The sequence below is a fragment of the Actinoalloteichus sp. GBA129-24 genome (assembly GCF_001941645.1).
In the GTDB taxonomy this organism is placed as follows: Bacteria; Actinomycetota; Actinomycetes; order Mycobacteriales; family Pseudonocardiaceae; genus Actinoalloteichus_A; species Actinoalloteichus_A fjordicus.
Genome location: NZ_CP016077.1, coordinates 2,592,630 through 2,608,925, shown reverse-complemented (window position 1 = coordinate 2,608,925; position 16,296 = coordinate 2,592,630). Strand labels below are relative to the sequence as shown.

General features: G+C 70.7%; 14 protein-coding genes. 3 read left to right on the top strand and 11 right to left on the bottom strand.

All coding sequences use genetic code 11. The annotated features are described in order from the left end of the window. Positions 1–28 precede the first annotated feature (28 nt). Entirely contained in the window at positions 29–805 is a 777-nt protein-coding gene (locus UA75_RS11685; RefSeq protein ID WP_198042993.1) for a hypothetical protein, read from the top strand. A 97-nt stretch (positions 806–902) separates the two neighbouring features. Continuing rightward, positions 903–1,844 carry a hypothetical protein gene (locus tag UA75_RS11680; protein WP_075740266.1) on the top strand — a complete coding sequence of 314 codons (942 nt, stop codon included), beginning with the start codon at positions 903–905 and terminating at the stop codon, positions 1,842–1,844. A 249-nt stretch (positions 1,845–2,093) separates the two neighbouring features. On the opposite strand, the gene UA75_RS11675 is transcribed toward UA75_RS11680, so the two are convergent. The 10 genes from UA75_RS11675 to UA75_RS11625 form a co-directional block, all read right to left on the bottom strand. Beyond that, positions 2,094–3,131: a teichoic acid biosynthesis protein C gene (locus tag UA75_RS11675; RefSeq protein ID WP_075740265.1), complete on the bottom strand. Its 1,038-nt coding sequence runs from the start codon at positions 3,129–3,131 to the stop codon at positions 2,094–2,096. 111 nt (positions 3,132–3,242) lie between these two features. Beyond that, entirely contained in the window at positions 3,243–4,316 is a 1,074-nt protein-coding gene (locus UA75_RS11670; protein ID WP_075743694.1) for a ferrochelatase, read from the bottom strand. Between the two features lie 457 nt (positions 4,317–4,773). Further along, positions 4,774–5,541: an enoyl-ACP reductase FabI gene (gene fabI / locus UA75_RS11665; RefSeq protein ID WP_075740264.1), complete on the bottom strand. Its 768-nt coding sequence runs from the start codon at positions 5,539–5,541 to the stop codon at positions 4,774–4,776. A 275-nt stretch (positions 5,542–5,816) separates the two neighbouring features. Beyond that, positions 5,817–5,972, bottom strand: a complete 156-nt coding sequence (locus UA75_RS32755) for a hypothetical protein (protein ID WP_157434126.1) — start codon at positions 5,970–5,972, stop codon at positions 5,817–5,819. 713 nt (positions 5,973–6,685) lie between these two features. Then, positions 6,686–7,390, bottom strand: a complete 705-nt coding sequence (gene fabG, locus UA75_RS11655) for a 3-oxoacyl-ACP reductase FabG (protein ID WP_075740262.1) — start codon at positions 7,388–7,390, stop codon at positions 6,686–6,688. A gap of 113 nt (positions 7,391–7,503) precedes the next feature. Next, on the bottom strand, positions 7,504–8,475 hold the full coding sequence (locus UA75_RS11650; RefSeq protein ID WP_075740261.1) for a VWA domain-containing protein: 972 nt from the start codon (positions 8,473–8,475) through the stop codon (positions 7,504–7,506). Next, a complete protein-coding gene (locus UA75_RS11645) occupies positions 8,475–9,356 on the bottom strand; it encodes a DUF58 domain-containing protein (RefSeq protein ID WP_083684020.1) in 882 nt (293 codons plus the stop codon). Before UA75_RS11645 ends, UA75_RS11650 begins: the two co-directional genes overlap by 1 nt. A 143-nt stretch (positions 9,357–9,499) precedes the next feature. Further along, positions 9,500–10,582, bottom strand: coding sequence for an AAA family ATPase (locus UA75_RS11640; RefSeq protein WP_075740260.1), 1,083 nt, complete (start codon positions 10,580–10,582; stop codon positions 9,500–9,502). Positions 10,583–10,756: 174 nt separating this feature from the next. Further along, positions 10,757–11,503 carry an NTP transferase domain-containing protein gene (locus UA75_RS11635; RefSeq protein WP_075740259.1) on the bottom strand — a complete coding sequence of 249 codons (747 nt, stop codon included), beginning with the start codon at positions 11,501–11,503 and terminating at the stop codon, positions 10,757–10,759. Positions 11,504–12,564: 1,061 nt separating this feature from the next. Next, a complete protein-coding gene (locus tag UA75_RS11625) occupies positions 12,565–13,461 on the bottom strand; it encodes a DMT family transporter (protein ID WP_075743692.1) in 897 nt (298 codons plus the stop codon). 134 nt (positions 13,462–13,595) lie between these two features. Here UA75_RS11625 and UA75_RS11620 point away from each other — a divergent pair, with 134 nt between their 5' ends. After that, positions 13,596–14,489, top strand: a complete 894-nt coding sequence (locus tag UA75_RS11620; RefSeq protein ID WP_075740257.1) for a LysR family transcriptional regulator — start codon at positions 13,596–13,598, stop codon at positions 14,487–14,489. Between the two features lie 507 nt (positions 14,490–14,996). Here UA75_RS11620 and UA75_RS11615 read toward each other — a convergent pair. Then, positions 14,997–16,277, bottom strand: coding sequence for an NlpC/P60 family protein (locus UA75_RS11615; RefSeq protein WP_075740256.1), 1,281 nt, complete (start codon positions 16,275–16,277; stop codon positions 14,997–14,999). Between the last annotated feature and the right edge of the window lie 19 nt (positions 16,278–16,296).

The window sequence follows — 16,296 nt, the reverse complement described above, 5'->3', positions numbered from 1 at the left end:
CGTCGGCGTGCCATGCCCAAGTGCGACGATGGTGACCTGGACCTCGGCCTGGCTGCGAGGAGCAGCCGCCGCGGACGACGTGTTGGATGCGCTGCGTGTCTGGGCGCAGGCGCATGAGGTGCGTGCCGCCGACCAGCGGACGGCGACGATCACCGACCTTCCCGGACCGGATGAGCAGGCGGTCGCCCCGGCGATGCTGCTCGCGGCGCTGCGCCGCTCCCCCGCCACCACCGCCCGTCTCGTGCTCCCCGTCGCGGGCGATGTGCGGGGTCTCGGCGGACCCGGTGGGTTCGCGGAGGATGCGCTGCGTGCCCAGGAGGCCGCGCTGTTCCCCGAGGCAGGCCTCGCGCTGGTTCCGGAGATCGGCCCGGAAGGGCTGATGTGGTGGACCGTCCACACGCTGCCCGAGCTGATGCCGCCGGTCGAATATCATCCGATCGGCGAGGCCGAGCACGGACTCGCCGCAGCGATGCGGCAGGCCGCAACCGCCCTCACCGAACTCGGCGTGGCTCGGCGACGCCCCGGGGTTCGGGAGGAGATCGCCGAGGCTCTCGCGTCCCGACCGATGCCGGACTGGCCGGAGGGCATGCCGCAACGGGCGCTCCGCGTGCTGGAGCGTGCCGCCGAGGTGGCCGCGATCCTGGACGTCGCAGGCCGCGACGCGCCGGGCGGCGCGTTGTCCGCCTCGGCCGCCAGAGCGCGCGACGAGGCGCTGCGTCCGATCAAGGCGGCCGTGCGGGCCGCGAGGATGACCGCGGTGGACGACGCCGCCCGTATCCTCAGTGAGCGTGCCGAGAAGCACTGATCGTCGTGATCCGCCTCCGACGGCGCGGTCGGCCGGACGATCGGCTGCTCCGGCGACCGGGTGCGCGAAGGTGCGCGCACCCTTGTCTCCTGGAGGGATGACGCAGTTGTCGGACCAGAGCTCGAATCCGCGCCATGGGAAGGCCGCCGACATCGTCGACTGGTCGGACCGTGCCGTCGTGGCGATCAGGGCTACGGACACCGATCAGCTTCGGAGGGTCGTGACCGAGGTCCTCGACGCCGATCGACTCACCGCGCTGCTGCGGCACTGGACGGACACGATCGTGCGGTTCGCCAGGCATGACGAGAACGGCGGCGTCCGGGTGCCTGCGCCACCGAACCCGGCGCCCAATCGTGAATTGTGGATGCACGCCGTCGGTGAGCTGTTCGACGCCACGGTGGCGGGCGACGAGCCTGCCGCCCGGCGGATCTGCTCCGGCATCACCGCCTGGTCCGGGGCGGATCAGGAGGCGCTCACCGAGACGTTCGCCAGAGTCGTCAGCAGTGCGATCTCGCCGTTCGCCGTGCCGTCGCACTACGTCATGCTCACGCAGTGGCTGTCGACCGGCGCGCGCGGCGAGTACGACGAGCGACTGATCCGGGACATGGCACTCGTCGTCACCCGGATGTGGCTGGAGGACGGTACGCCGGGCGCGACGGCGGCGGGCGCGCTGCTGACCAGTCCGGAACGACTCCGCGAGGCCGTCACACTCCTCGCCCGCACCCTCGGCTCGCGACTGGCGCCCGGCGCCAAGGTGGTGACCCGTGTGGTCGGAGTCGACGCCGCCGACCACAGCGGCGATCTCGACGCCGCGACCGAGGACCCGTCGACGGTGGAGGATCCGCGCAGGCGGGCGCTGCTCTTCGCCGGCCGCTCCGTCCGTGACATGGCCAACGGCGAGCCGGACCGGGTGGCGGCAGACCTGGCCTCGATCGGCGACGACCGGGAGATGCTCGGCATCGTCGTGCTCTCCCTGGCCTACATGTTCCGCACCACCATCCTGCGGATGGCCCCCGACATGGGTCCGATGCGCGGCTGAGCGGAAGCCCGGCCGAGGCCGAGCAGCGCGTACCGGACCAGACCCGGCCAACGATCTGGGTCGGCCCCGGGCCTGCTGGACGGACCGTCGGACGCCCCTGCACCACGCTCGCCGCCCGGCTCGAGAACGGCCGTCGACGGCGGGAGCTGGTGCGTGGTCTCGCGAGAGGCGGTGTGGCCTCACGGCGGGCGACGAGGCCCGTCGCCGGTGCCGCGTCGAGTCCGCGAATCCCGCCGCCCGGTCGCCGCGTCAGATCAGGACGTTCTTGTAGAAGAGATTGGAACGACGATCGCCGGTCGCACCGGAGGCGAAGCCGAGGAACAGTCGATCCTGGCCCGCGGCGGTGCGATAGACGCCCATGCCCTCCGGTTCCCGGAAGGACAGCGTCGACCCGGCCCTGGTGATCACCGGTCCCTGTCGGATCGCCCCGGTCTGGAGATCGACGCTGGTCACCCTGGAGTTCAAGGTGGGACTGTCTGCGTAGGACGTTCCGGTGAGCAGGTAGACATAGCGACCGTAGGCGGCGTAGCCCTGGAACACCGGAGCGGGACTGCCCAGGGAGGGCTGGGCGACGTCCGCCAGCTTCGGGCCGAGAGTCGAACCGGTGACCTGGTCCAGTGCGTAGACGGCGAATCGCTTTCCGGCGCTGGTGTGGTAGCGAATGATCAGCCTCCGGTGCACCGGGTCGATCGTGCAGGTGTGTTCGGAGGCACCGGCCACCGCGGGCAACCGGGTCAGGTGGCTCGACGAGTTGGTGAGCGTCCGTCCCGAAACGAAGTCGAAGCGGGCCAGTCGCCGCCCGTAGCCGTTGCCGTTGGCCTCGATCTCCGTCCACAGCCGGGAGGTCGTCCCACTGGCGTCCACACCGAACGAGACCCCATGTCCGAAGCCGGTCAGATACATGTGCCCCAGCAGCCTGCCGCTGAAGTCCAGTCTGCTGATGCACAGGCTGCCTGCACCGGACGCCGAGCCGTCTCTGCGCTGCGCGACGAACAGCCGACGGTTGACGTTGTCGAACGCGAAGGACTGCTGGACGGTGCGGTTGTGCAGCCGTACGTGCCGGAACAGGTCGTGCGAGGGCTGGGTGAGGTCGAAGCGCCGCGATGCGGGCACGGCGGCCGGGTCCACGCCTGCCAGGCGCATTCCGGCGGCGTCCATTCCTGCGGCGTCCGCATCGGCCGCAGCACCCGGCGCCGCCAGCGAGCCGAGCAGCGCGGCGACGCCGATGCCGCCGCCCGCCAGAAACAGCGTCCGCCTGGAGAACTCTCTCGTTCGATCGTCGTCCACGACCGTCTCCTCGTCACCCGCGCCGTCGCCTGTCGAAGCACGAGGCTAGTGATCACGGAACGGCATGGCCAGGGATATCCTGATCGCCTGTGGCAACGTGACAGGTGTTGATCAGGCGTCGATCGTGGCGGGTTCGGATCGGACGGGCCTGCGTGCGGGCGCGCAGCAGTTGGTCGCGCACCACGCGCCGTTGACCATGCAGCCCTCGGCGGGCAGCGTGGACAGTCGTCGAGCGGGCACTCCCTCGACCATCTCCCGGATCAGCTCGCCGATCAGCTCGGCGAACCGCCGGTCGGTGCCGGGCGCGGCGGCGCGGGCGAATCCCATGCCGAGTTCCTCGGCTCGTTCCCTCGCCTCGGCATCCAGATCCCAGACGACCTCCAGGTGGTCGCTGACGAAGCCGATCGGGCAGACCACCACGGCCTGGGTGTTCGCCGAGTAGAGCGTGTCGAGATGGTCCACGATGTCGGGTTCCAGCCACGGCACCTGCGGCGGTCCGGAACGGGACTGCCAGACCACGTCGTGCTCGGCGACACCCAGTTCGGCGGCCACCAGTCGAGCCGCCTCGAAGACCTGTCGGGAGTACAGGTGACCGCCCTCCTCAGCCGGACCCGCAGCGGCGTCGGCCGCCTCAGGGACGGAGTGGGCGGTGAACACCAGCCGCGCCTGTTCGCGCTGATCACCCGGCAGCTCGACGAACGCACGGCGGACACCGTCGGCGACGGCGGAGACGAACAGCGGATGATCGAAGAACTGGCGGAGCTTGACGAGCTCGGGTGCGGCGTCCCCGACGGCCGCACGAGCCCGTCGGATGTCCTCGTCGTACTGTCTGCACGCCGAATAGCCGCCGTAGGCACTGGTCGCGAACACCAGTGCACGCCGGATGCCGTCCGTCGTCATCCGCTCGACGGTGTCCTCCACCATCGGATGCCAGTTGCGGTTGCCGAAGTAGATCGGCAGATCGAGTCCGAGCCGATCCAGCTCGGTCCGCAGCCTGCCGATGATGTCCCGGTTCAGCTCGTTGATCGGCGACACCCCACCGAAGTGGAGGTAGTGCTCGGCCACCTCGTCGAGCCGTTCCGGGGGCACGCCCCGGCCACGAGTGACGTTCTCCAGGAAGGGACGAACGTCCTCGGGACCCTCCGGCCCGCCGAAGGACAGCAGAAGCACCGCGTCGAAGTCGATGAGCTCGTCGTTCACGGGTTCATTGTCTCCCCGCCGCCTCCCGCCGAGAACGGCACCCCCGGTGTCGATCATGGCGGGGAGCAACTGGCCGCCGAGAGGGGAACAGGCGGATACCGGCTGATCAGAGACCGATCGTCCGCCTACGGCGTGGCGCTGGCCGCACTGGTCCCGCCGTTGCGGTCGGCGGCGGTCAGGGCGGGCGAGAGTCGCTGTCCGCGCAGCTCGCGCCGCCGCCGAGGTCCACCCGATCGATATCTTGCCGACATCGAACACTTGTTCGACCATGGAGTCATGTCCGACCACCTGACACCACTGCCCGAGACACGACCGGCCGCCGAGCGGCACCCACCACGATCCCCCGCGGCGCCGCCGAGGTGCGCGCGGTCCGCACCTCGGCGATCGACGTCGGCTGCCCGAGGCCTCCGGAGTCTCCGAAGCCCCTGGGGCAGCCGGGGTCTCAGAACCCGACGGCGTGGAAGCCGCCGTCGGCCATCACCATGGAACCGGTGGTCACCGGCAGCCAGTCCGAGAGCACCGCCGCCACCGTCTTGGCGACCGGCTCGGCGTCGTTGACGTCCCAGCCCAGCGGGGCACGGCCGCCCCAGCCCTGCTCCAGTTCGACGAAGCCGGGGATCGACTTGGCAGCCATGGTGCGCACCGGGCCTGCCGAGACGAGGTTGACCCGGATCTGGCGGGGCCCGAGGTCCCTGGCCAGGTATCGGGTGGTCGATTCCAGCGCGGCTTTGGCGACGCCCATCCAGTTGTAGGCGGGCCAGGCCTGCCGGGCGTCGAAGTCCATCCCCACCACCGACGAACCCGCCGACAGCAACGGCAGTGCGGCGACGGTCAACGACTTCAGCGAGTACGCCGAGACCTCGACCGCCTTGGACACGTCCTCCCACGGCGCTTCGAGGAAGTCGCCGCCGAGGCAGGACGCCGGACCGAATGCGATCGAGTGCACCACGCCGTCGAGTCCGTCGACGTGTTCGCCGACGCGGTCGGCCAGGCTGTCGAGATGTTCCTGGTTAGTCACGTCGAGTTCGATCACCGGGGCGGGCTGCGGGAGCCTGCCCGCGATCCGCTGCACCAGGCTCATCCGGCCGAAACCGGTGAGCACCACCTGGGCGCCCTGTTCCTGGGCGACCTTCGCGACGTGGAAGGCGATCGAGGCATCGGTGATGACACCGGTCACCAGCAGTCGTTTGCCTTCGAGCAGTCCGCTCACTTCATTCCTCCTTGGGTCCGTACGGGGATGGTCGGGGTGGGTGGCAGGTAGTCCCGGAAACCGGGCCGGGACGACGATCGAGGACGCCGATCACCACCGTTCTCACAGTTGCGGGCTCCTGAGCTTCGGGACTCGTAGCCCTCGTCGGTTCGGAGCCCGTACCGCTCTGGGGCGTCGAGGACCACCGAAGTCGGGACCACTCGGCACCGCACGAGAGGTGGAGTCGACGTCGGCTCCGTCGCGGCTGACGGAACCGCAGGCAGGTCGGCGCCATTTCACAGTCTGACCAGCGACCATTCGGATTCCAGGAGCACCAATGTCGACACCGAGTTCTCGTCCGGCAGGCAGCCGGACAGGAGACGCCCGCCCGACGCGGCCCGACTCAGCGAGCCCGCCGACGCCGAGCCCGTCAACGCAGAACCACCGAACATCGAGCCATCGAACACCAGGTTTGGGAACGCCGACCTCGCGACGAGCGGCCTGCCGACGAGCCCGTCCCCGGATACTGAGAAGCACCGGGGCAACTCGGCCCGCTCCACACCTGGGCAGCCCGAATCCTCGGTTCGGCCGGTCCCAGGGCGCCGGTCCTCGCGTCGCGCGTTCCCAAGGCACTGGGCCGCCGCGGCCGGATCTCCAGGGTCGGAGATGCCGGATTCCGTCCTCCTGCCCGAAGATCCCGGCAGACAGCGGCGCAGGCTCGTCGATGGTCCGGCCTTCTCGAGTCCGGTTCTCTCGGGGTCCGCCACCTTGCGGTCCGACGCCTTGGGCGCGGAAGTCTCGGGGCCCGATGCCTCGAGATCGGACGCCTGGGGGTCGGACGCCTGAGAGCCTGGCTCTCCGCGGTCCGGCTTCCGAGTACTCGATTCCCCAAGGCTCGATTCCCCAGGACTCGGTTCCCCAAGGCTCGGTGCCCAAAAACTCGGTACCCGAAAACCGGTACCCGGTCGGCGTCCCCTGGGGCTCGGTCACCGGACGGCTCTCGGGGTCCCGAGCCCGGCGGGACGGCCCCGGAGAACCGGGTCCGAGCGGGCCGGAACTCGGACTGCGAGATTCTGCGCGCCCTGGTCGCTGACTGTGGTTCCTCATCGTCCCGGATGGCCGACGCCGCCGTCTCGACTACGGAACGGCTCGCGCCCCGCAGTCCTCAGTGCCCCATGCCGACGCCGCCGTCGACGGGCAGTACCGCGCCGGTGACGTAGGAGGACTGATCGGAGGCGAGCCAGGTGACGGCGGCGGCGATCTCCTCGGGCTTGCCGAAACGCCGAATCGCGGCCTGGCTGAGGATGTCGGCCTTGCGCTCCTCCGAGACCGCCTCGGTCATCTCCGTCTCGACGAAGCCGGGAGCCACGACGTTGGCGGTGATGTTGCGAGAGCCCAGCTCTCGCGCGATAGACCGCGCCATGCCGACCAGCCCCGCCTTGCTGGCCGCATAGTTCACCTGACCGGGAGAGCCGGACAGGCCCGAGACCGAGGAAATGAAGATGATCCGGCCCCAGCGCTTACGCAGCATCGCCGAGGCAGCCTGCTTGGCGACCCGGTAGGCGCCTGCGAGGTTCGTGTCGATCACCCGGTCGAAGGTGTCCTCGTTCATGCGCAGCAGCAGGGTGTCCGCGGTGATCCCGGCATTGGAGACCAGCACCTCGACGGGGCCATGCGCCTCGGCGATCTCCTTGAAGGCCGCCTCCACCTGTGCCCCGTCGGTGACGTCGCATCGAACGCCCAGCAGCCCGTCGGGGACGGCGGAGCCCCGGTGAGTCACCGCGACCTTGTCGCCCTGCGCGGCGAACGCCTGGGCGATCGCCAGTCCGATGCCTCGGTTTCCCCCGGTGACCAGAACCGACCGTGCCAACTAGAGCTCCTCTGTTCCGTGCCGGCGTTTGCTCCGGCGCCGTTGGCAACGCTAGCGGGTGCGCTCGACGGCCCTACGCACGACCGTCGACGGCAGGACCGGGCCCGATTTGTTCAGAGCGAACGTTGACTGATCAGCAATGAACCGGCGGCGGCCAGCAGCGCCGTGATGGTTCCGAGCACGAACCACGGACGGGAGGCGTCGACACGCTCGACCTGATAACCGATCTGTTCGCCGAGGGTGTCGTACACGCGACGCAACTCTTCAGCACTGGCCGCCTTGTGGAATTCACCGCCGGAGATGTCGGCGATCTCACGCATCGTCACGTCGTCAACCGGCACCGGGATGCGCTCTCCCTCGATCTCGACCTGTCCCTGGTCGGTGCCGAAGGAGATCGTGGAGATCGGGATCTCTCGATCGGCGGCATCCTGCGCCGCGACGAGTTCGTCCATGCCGACGGTGCTCTTGCCGTCGGTCATCAGGACGATCCGCGCAGGCGGCGGGCCCTCGGCCCCGCCGACGACGTTGCCGAAGGTGTCGATGGCCGCGAGCGAGGCGGTGATCCCCTCTCCGGTGGCGGTGGCCTCGGCCACGTCCAGCCCGTTGATCGACTGGGTGACCGTGTCCCGCTCGGTGGTCGGCGGAACGAGCACGGTGGCCGAGCCTGCGAAGGAGACGAGTCCGATGTTCACGCCGGGGGTCATGTCCGAGACGAAGCTGGTCGCCGCAGCCTTGGCCGCAGCCAGCCTGCTGGGGTCGATGTCGGTGGCGTTCATCGACATCGAGACGTCGATCGCCAACATCACGGTGGCCCGGTTCCGGGGCACCCGCTGTTCCGAGGTCGGCCCCGCCATTCCGATGATCAGGAACACCAGCGACACACCGAGCAGCACCGGTGCCAGATGTCTGCGCCGTCGATTCCGGGCGGGTGCGACCTTCTCCAGCAACTCCAGGTTCGCGAAGCGCAGCGTGTCGCGACGGCGGCGACGCATGGCGAGCAGGTACCCGACGACAAAGAGGGCAAGCAGCACGAAGAGCAGGAACCACCACGGTCCGACGAAGCCGCGCAGCGAGAACGACGGCATCAGGCGACCCCTCCCGACCAGCGGCGCTTACGGGACACGACGAATCGGACGATGTCGGCCACCCAGTCGGAATCCGTGCGTAGCGTGAGCTGCGCGCAGTTGGCGCGGCGCAGTCCCATCGCCACCTCCTGTCGATGGGCGTCGGCCGCCGCCGCGAACTCGCGACGCAGCAGCGGAGTGGTCTCGACCTCGCGCTGTCGACCGGTCTCGGGATCGGCGAGCACGACGGTCCCGACGTCGGGCAGTTCGATGTCTCGCGGATCGATCACCTCGACGGCGATCAGATCGTGCCGCAGCGAGAGCGCCCGCAGCGAGCGCTGCCAGTGCAGCGGGCCGAGGAAGTCGGAGATCACCACGGCGAGTCCTCGTCTCCGGGGCGGCCTGCGCAGTTCTTCCAGGGCGGTGACCAGGTCGCCTCGCTCACCCTCGGCAGCGCGGGGTGTCTGCGCGATCCGGCGGACGAGTCCCCGTGTGTGGGGCAGCCCGCCCCTGGCTGGGATGCGCGTCAGCTGGGCGCCGGTGGACACGACCGCGCCGACTCGGTTACCGCCGCCTCTGGTGAGGTGGGACACCGCCGACACCGCCGCCACGACGAGATCCCGCTTCTCGCAGTGGACGGTGCCGAAGTCGAGGCTCGCCGACAGGTCCACGGCCAGCCAGGTCTCCAGTTCCCGATCGGCGACCGTCTCACGCAGGTGCGGCTGGGTGGTGCGGGCCGTGACGGCCCAGTCCATCCGCCGCACGTCGTCGCCGGGCTGGTACAGCCGCGCCTCGCCGGGTTCGCTGCCGGGTCCAGGCACCAGACCCAGGTGATTGCCCTGCAACAGGCCGTCCAGTCTGCCTCGGACGCTGAGTTCCAGCGTGCGCAGCCCGGCCTCCATCCGGCCGCCGCTCAGCGACGGCGGTGCCCACGCCGGTCGGCGATCCGACGGCGCGGACTCACGGGAGCCTCGGTCGGCGCCACCCCGATCGGTGTCGCTGCCGTCAGGGCCGCGCACGGCAGAGTCGGGAGACGACTGCTCGGTCACGGGTGTCCCGGTGCTCCCGCCGGGGCGGGCACGCCGTGCGCCCCGCTGGGCGGCTGCGGTCGGGCCGAGACCTGCGGCAGCGGCACGGTCTGCAGGGCACGGTTGATGATGTGCTCGACGGGAACCCCGTCGGCCAGCGCATCGTAGGAGAGCACCAGCCGGTGGCGCAGCACGTCGGCGGCAACGTCCACCACGTCCTGCGGCAGCACGTAGTCCCGTCCACGCAGCAATGCCAGCGCCCGCGCGGCCGCCACCACGCCGAGCGTCGCTCTTGGCGAGGCGCCGTATGCGATCCATTCGGCGACGTCGGCCAGTCCGTGGTCACCCGGCGACCGGGTCGAAACGACCAGCCGAACCACGTAGTCGACCAGGGAGTGATGCACGAAAACCCGCGATGCCACGCCCTGAAGGCGGATCAGCTCCTCGGGAGTGAGCACCTGCTGAACCTCCGGGCGCGACACCCCCATCCGGTAGACGATCTCGCGCTCCTCCTCCGGAGAGGGGTACTCGACGAGGATCTTCAGCAGGAATCGGTCTCGCTGCGCCTCGGGCAGCGGGTAGACGCCCTCGTTCTCGATCGGGTTCTGCGTCGCGAGGACGAGGAACGGACTGGGCATGGGGAAGGTCGTGCCGCCGATGGACACGTGCCCCTCCGCCATCACCTCCAGCAGCGCGGACTGGACCTTCGCCGGGGCCCGGTTGATCTCGTCGGCGAGGACGAAGTTCGCCACCACCGGGCCGAGTTCGACGTCGAAGACCTCTCGGCCCTGCCGGTAGATGCGAGTGCCGAGGATGTCGGCGGGCACCAGGTCCGGCGTGAACTGGATCCGCGAGTACCTGCCGCCGACGACCTGGGCGATCGTCTCCACGGCGAGGGTCTTGGCCACGCCGGGGACGCCCTCCAGCAGGAGGTGTCCCTTGGCCAGCAGGCCGACGAGGAGCCGCTCCACCAGCCGGTCCTGGCCGACGATCACTCGTTTGATCTCGAACACGGTGCGTTCGAGAAGTTGGGCGTCGCGGGCAGGCGTGTGGAGGGCCTGACTCCCGACGGTCTGATCGGCGGGCCCGGCATCGGTCACTGTCGACAACCTCCTCGCGGGGACGGCGTACGCGCACCAGTCTCCGCCATCGTGTCCCGTCTGCGGACGCCAGGGTGCGCCGTTCCTGCCCTGCCAGAGGAGCAGACCATCCAGACGGTGTGGGTTCGGTGAAGATCGTCCGCCGTCCACCCGCCAACGGGTGCGCGGAGATCGTCACCGGGGGCGAGGTCCAGTATCCGGGTCGGTGCCTGTTCGAAGACGCCGTAGGTCGTCCGGCGTGTCGACGTCCCAGGCCTCGCCGGGCCGGGAGGTCACCTCGGCGACCACCAACGCGCCCAGTACCGATCGTAGGGAGGCACCGTGGACGCGGGCGGGCAGGGCCGCGCGAAGCGCTGCCACCCGCCAGCAGGAGATCAGCCACTGCCGTCTGCCGGTCTCGTCGACGAGCACCGCCCCGTCGGCAGCCGGACGCGCCCGCAGCGCAGCTCGGAGCCGGTCTCCGGTGTCGGCGGTCAACACGGCCTGATCCCCCGCGTACAGCAGCACCTCGCCCGCAGAGTCCCCGGCCGCAGAGTCCTCGCCCGGGGCCGACGCTGCGGCGGCCCGGTCGTCGGTGCCGCGGCCTGGTCGAGCCGCGATGAGATCGTCGGCGTTCTGAGCGGCGGAGACGATCTCGGCCAGCCGGTCCAGTCCGGCGGCCAGGGCCGCCACCGGCCCGCCCAGCGGTGGCTCCTCCCTGGTCCAGTGCACCTCGACCTCGGTGGAGATGGTCGGCCCGACCACCACCACCGGTCGAACGCCGCGCAGCGCGTGCAGGACCCGGTCGAGGAGCGTGCGGCCGCCTGCGGTCAACGCGGGCTTGTGGACGCCGCCGAGCCGTCGCCCGCCGCCGCCCGCGAGCACCACCGCCGCGACGGGCGGCGCTTCGCGCCCCGGCTCGCAGGCGGTCATCTCGGCCATGGGCACCCCTCGAGCCTCGTCGGGCACGGCTCGGACCGTCGCCGTCGAGCACGGCTGCGCCGCGTCGCAGTGACCAGGGCGGTGCGATGACCACCACACGGTCCACCGCACCGCACGTCGGGGCCGACCCCGCCGGAAGACATCTCGGTGACCGGGCGGACCTCGACCATCCGACCGTTCGACGGCGGTTCGCACGCCGTCGCGAGGCGACCGGTCAGCGCCCCGATCACGAACTGCGCCATGACCACACGGTATCGATGCGCGTCGAGGACGGCACAGCCGTGGGCGTCCGGTCGAGGCAGGCCGGCGAGCACCGACTCGATCATCCTTCGGCGGAGGCCGGGCTCATGACGTGGGAAGTCCTGCTGCGCGCCCGCACACCGAGATCGGCGTGCCGCCCCGCAGCAGCGGGCCGGTCGACCTGCGGAACGCCCAGCCGGCGGCCCTCAGGTCGGATCACGACTCCAGTCCCCGGACAGCCGAGGGGCGGATCGCGATCGCACCGACGACAGCGGCGCGACGAGATGGCGGAGGACGCGACGACCTCACCGGGCCGCAGCGGCGCACCGCCTCCGACCCGCCCGCTACACCGACACCGACACCGACACCGACACCGACACCGACACGAGAGTCAACGTCCTGGAACGAGTGCGCACCGCGCTGGGGGGAGGGACATCTCGCACGCCACGCCGTGGGGTGCCGTGCCCATGGGCAGGCTCCGCACCGGCCACCCCCTCGGTCACGCACCGCCGTTCCGACCGCCGTCGCCCGACTGCCTCATAGGCCCGGCCTGCACCGGGGAGCTGTTCCGGGTGTGTGAAAGCCGTTGGCGTCCATCTCCTTCACGACCCCGTAGTCACGGTCCAACGCCAGTTGAAACCGCGCCCGGCACTTCTCCATGCGGTGTATCGAGTCCCCGCCGACACTGCGCCAATCGGATCGGAACCGGCCGACCGCCGACGACCGGGCCGGCCAGACTCCGGGGGGAGTGCCCCACCCGGCACCCTCCCGTTCCCACCGGCAGGACTGCCTCGGCTGGGATCCGAAACACGTCCCGTCTCTCAGCGTCCGAGCGCGGACTGGGTCGCAGGCTCGGCCGGGTCCGGCAGTGCAGGGGCGGCCCGCCGCCGGGTCATCCCGAGGGCGACCAGCACGACGAGCATGCCTACGACGACGCGGAGGCCGAGGTCCTCGCCGAGGACCACCACGCCCAGCACCACGGAGACGACCGGCAGCAGGTATCCCACAGCGGCGGTGTTGGTGGCGCCCTCGTCGGCGATCATCCGGTAGGTCAGTGCGAAGGTGGCGCCGGTGCAGCACACGCCGAGAACGAGGACGGCGATCAGGACCGCCGGGCTGAGCTGGACGGCCACCAGACCGCCTGCGGGCAGGGTCAGCGTGGTCAGACCCGTCGCGACCAGGAGTTGGGCGGCCGCGAGCGCGACGGCGGGCGTTCCCCGCCCGACGAGGTTGCGTCCCATGTACACGAAGCCGATGGCGTAGCTCGCCGCCGCCACGAGGATGGCGAGCGCACCCCAGCTCAGGAGTCCGGTCTGCTGCCAGGGGGCGAAGATCAGCAGGATGCCGACGAAGCCGAGCAGGAGCCCGCCCAGCCGGACGGGCCGAAGGTCGCGCTCCGTGCCGATCAGGAGGCCGATCACCAGGGACCACAGCGGCGTCGTGGCGTTCAGGACGCCTGCCACGCCCGAGTCGACGGTCTGCTGCCCGAGGCTGAACATGGCGAACGGCAGGGCGTTGCAGAAGAAGGCGGCCACCACGAGATGCCCCCAGGTGGCGCGGCCGCGAGGAAGACGAAGTCGCGTGCCGACGCACCAGATGATCAGGACGCCCGTGCCGAGGGCACAGCGGACGAGGGTGACCTGGACCGGCGAGAGCCCGGTCAAGGCCACCGAGATCCACAGAAACGTCGATCCCCAGAGCAGGGCCAGAACGCCCATCCTCACCACGGCAGCCGGTCCGCCGGTCCCACTGGTCACTGTCGCCTCCTCGTCGTTCGTTCGTCGTCGACGATGCAGCCTCTGACTCGACAGGACAAGCGAAAAGACTTGCACATATCGTTAAGCTGTTCTTCATGCTTGATGTGCGGCGCATGCAGGTACTGCGAGCGGTGGTCACCAGCGGGTCGATGACCGAGGCAGCGACGAATCTCGGCTATACGCCGTCCGCGGTGAGCCAGCAGGTGGCCGCGTTGGAACGAGAGGCGGGCATCGCTCTGCTCGAACGGGTGGGGCGCGGCGTCCGACCGACCGCGGCAGGCAGGCTGCTCACCGAGCACGCCGCCGTCATCAGCAGGAACGTCGCCGAGGCCGAGTCCGCGCTCGCCGATCTGCGGGCGGGTCGCACCGGGCGGCTGGTGGTCCGCTACTTCGCCACGGCAGGCGTCGCGCTGATGCCGCCCGCGCTGGCCCGGCTGCGCCGCGAGCATCCCGGAGTGCACGTCGACCTCAGCCTGATCGACCCCGATGATCCGCTGCCCGCCGTCGAGCGCGGCGAGGCCGACCTCGCGGTGGTCGTCGGTAGGCGGAACAGTCCCCGCGACGGCGTGCAGCTGGTTCCGCTGCACGACGATCCGTACCGCGCGGTGTTGCCGAAGGGCCATCCGCTCGCCGCGAAGCGCGTGCTGGATCTGGCCGATCTCGCCGACGAGTCCTGGGTCGGCACGGAGTGGCGGGCCGGACTCTGCCTGGAGATCATGCTCGACGCCTGCGCCTCGGCGGGATTCAGTCCGAACTTCGCGGTGGAGAGCGACGATTACGCGACGGCCCAGGGTTTCATCGCCGCAGGCATGGGCGTCAGCCTGATCCCTCGGCTCGGTCTGGGGAACCGGCATCCGGGTGTCGTCGTGCGCAAGGTCCGCAGGCCGGAACCGATCAGGTCGATCTACGCGGCGGTGCGGGAGACGTCGTCGACCCAGCCCGCCCTGCGCACCTTGATCGACGCACTGCGCGCGGCCGCACCGGAGTGACGACGCCCAGGCTGACGGCTGGTGCACCCCCGGCGGCAGCCCGGGCGCCGAGCCTCGGGCCGGACCATGCCGATGCGGTGCGGGCCCCGCCGCCGACATGCCGACAGCGCCGGCGACGGCCGCTTGGCACGGTCCCGTCGGACCGCCACCGGCCGTGCCGCCGTGGTCGACGCGCCGGGAGGATCGACTGACACGACCGGTCCGCGCCACGGGCGAGCGACGACCGCCCCGACGACTCCCCGACGCAACCTCCTCCGCAGGCTCGACCAGGGCGAGGTCCCCAGCCATCACCTGCCCCTAGACGCATCGACGCATCCTCGCCGTCGACCTCGGCGCCACACCGGTCGACTTCGAGCCGCTCAGCCGAGTACGTCGAGGCACACGCCGACCGAACCAGCACTCCGACACCAGCCCCGATGACCGGTCGCGTGACCACCGGTCCGAGGGCCGAGGACGTCGGCAGAACCTCGGGATCATCGACGAGGCGCGGGGTCTGGCCCTCCGCCGTCAGAGCATCCGCACCGCGTACGGCGCGATCCCGCCGTAGCGGACCGGGGTGACGCGCACCTGATTGCCCGAGTACGGCGCCTCGACCATCATCCCGTCGCCGAGGTACAGCGCGACGTGGTGGATCCGGCCGCCGGTCTGCCAGAAGATCATGTCGCCTCGGCGCATCTGGGCCAGTGGCACGCGCTGTCCCGACTGGTATTGGTACCCGCTGTACTTCGGCAGACTGACCCCGGCGCCCGCGAAGGCGTAGACCATGAGGCCGGAGCAGTCGAAGCCGACCTTCTGGTAGTCGCCGTGTGCGTCGGCCACCCCGCCGTCTCGGACGCCCTGAGTCGGGCCGTGCGCATTGCCGCCGCCCCAGGAATACGGGACGCCGAGCTGTGCGACGGCTCGCGCGATCACCGTCTCGATCGCATTCGAGGCCGATGCGCCCGAGGCAGGAGGCGGCCCCGCAGGCTGTCCGGGTGGCTGCGCGGCGGGCGCGGCGACGACGGAGGCGGCGGCAGCCTCCGCCGCGGCCTCCTGCTCTCGCTCCCACTCCTCGTATCGGGTGCGTTGCTCCTCCAGACCGCCGACGTCGGCGCGGGCCGAGACGAGTTCCGCCTCGACGGCGGCGCGCTCGTCCTCGACGGCGGTGATATCGGCCTGCTGTGCCTGCTCGGCGGCCACCGCTGCGGCGAAGGCCTCGTCCGCGTCGGACTTGGCCTCCTGAGCCGCAGCCGCCCCCGATTCGGCCTCCGCGAGAGCGGCACGCGCGGTCGAGTCCTTGTTGACCTTGTCGGTGCGGGCTCGTTCCAGCTCGTCGAGCAGGTCGAGATGGCTCCCGCTGATCGCGTCGAGAAGCTGCACCCGCTCCAGCAGATCGTCGGGGCTCTCCGCTCCGAAGTAGGCGCTGAGCGACCCGACCACGGTGCCCTGTTGATGACTGGCCGCAGCGAAGTCGTCGATCTGCGCGCGGACCCGCTCGATGTGATCGGCCGAGGCGTCCGCCTCGATCTGCGCCGTCCTGGCCACGTCGGCGGCGAGCTGTGCCGCCGCCTCGGCCGCCTCCAGATCGACCATCGCCCGGTTCGCGTCCTCCATGGCGAGTTCCACCTGGGCCAGGAGTTCGTCGCGCCGCGCGGAGACCTCGGCCAGTCGGCTGGTGAGCTCGCCGACCCTGGTGGCCGCGTTCTCGACCGCCGCGTTCCCCTCCTCGATCTCGGCGTCGTCGGGGTTGGCGGGGGGCTGCGCCCACGCGGTCGTTCCGGCCGCCAGCGACGTCACGATCAGCAACACGAGGAGAAGTAGTGGAGTT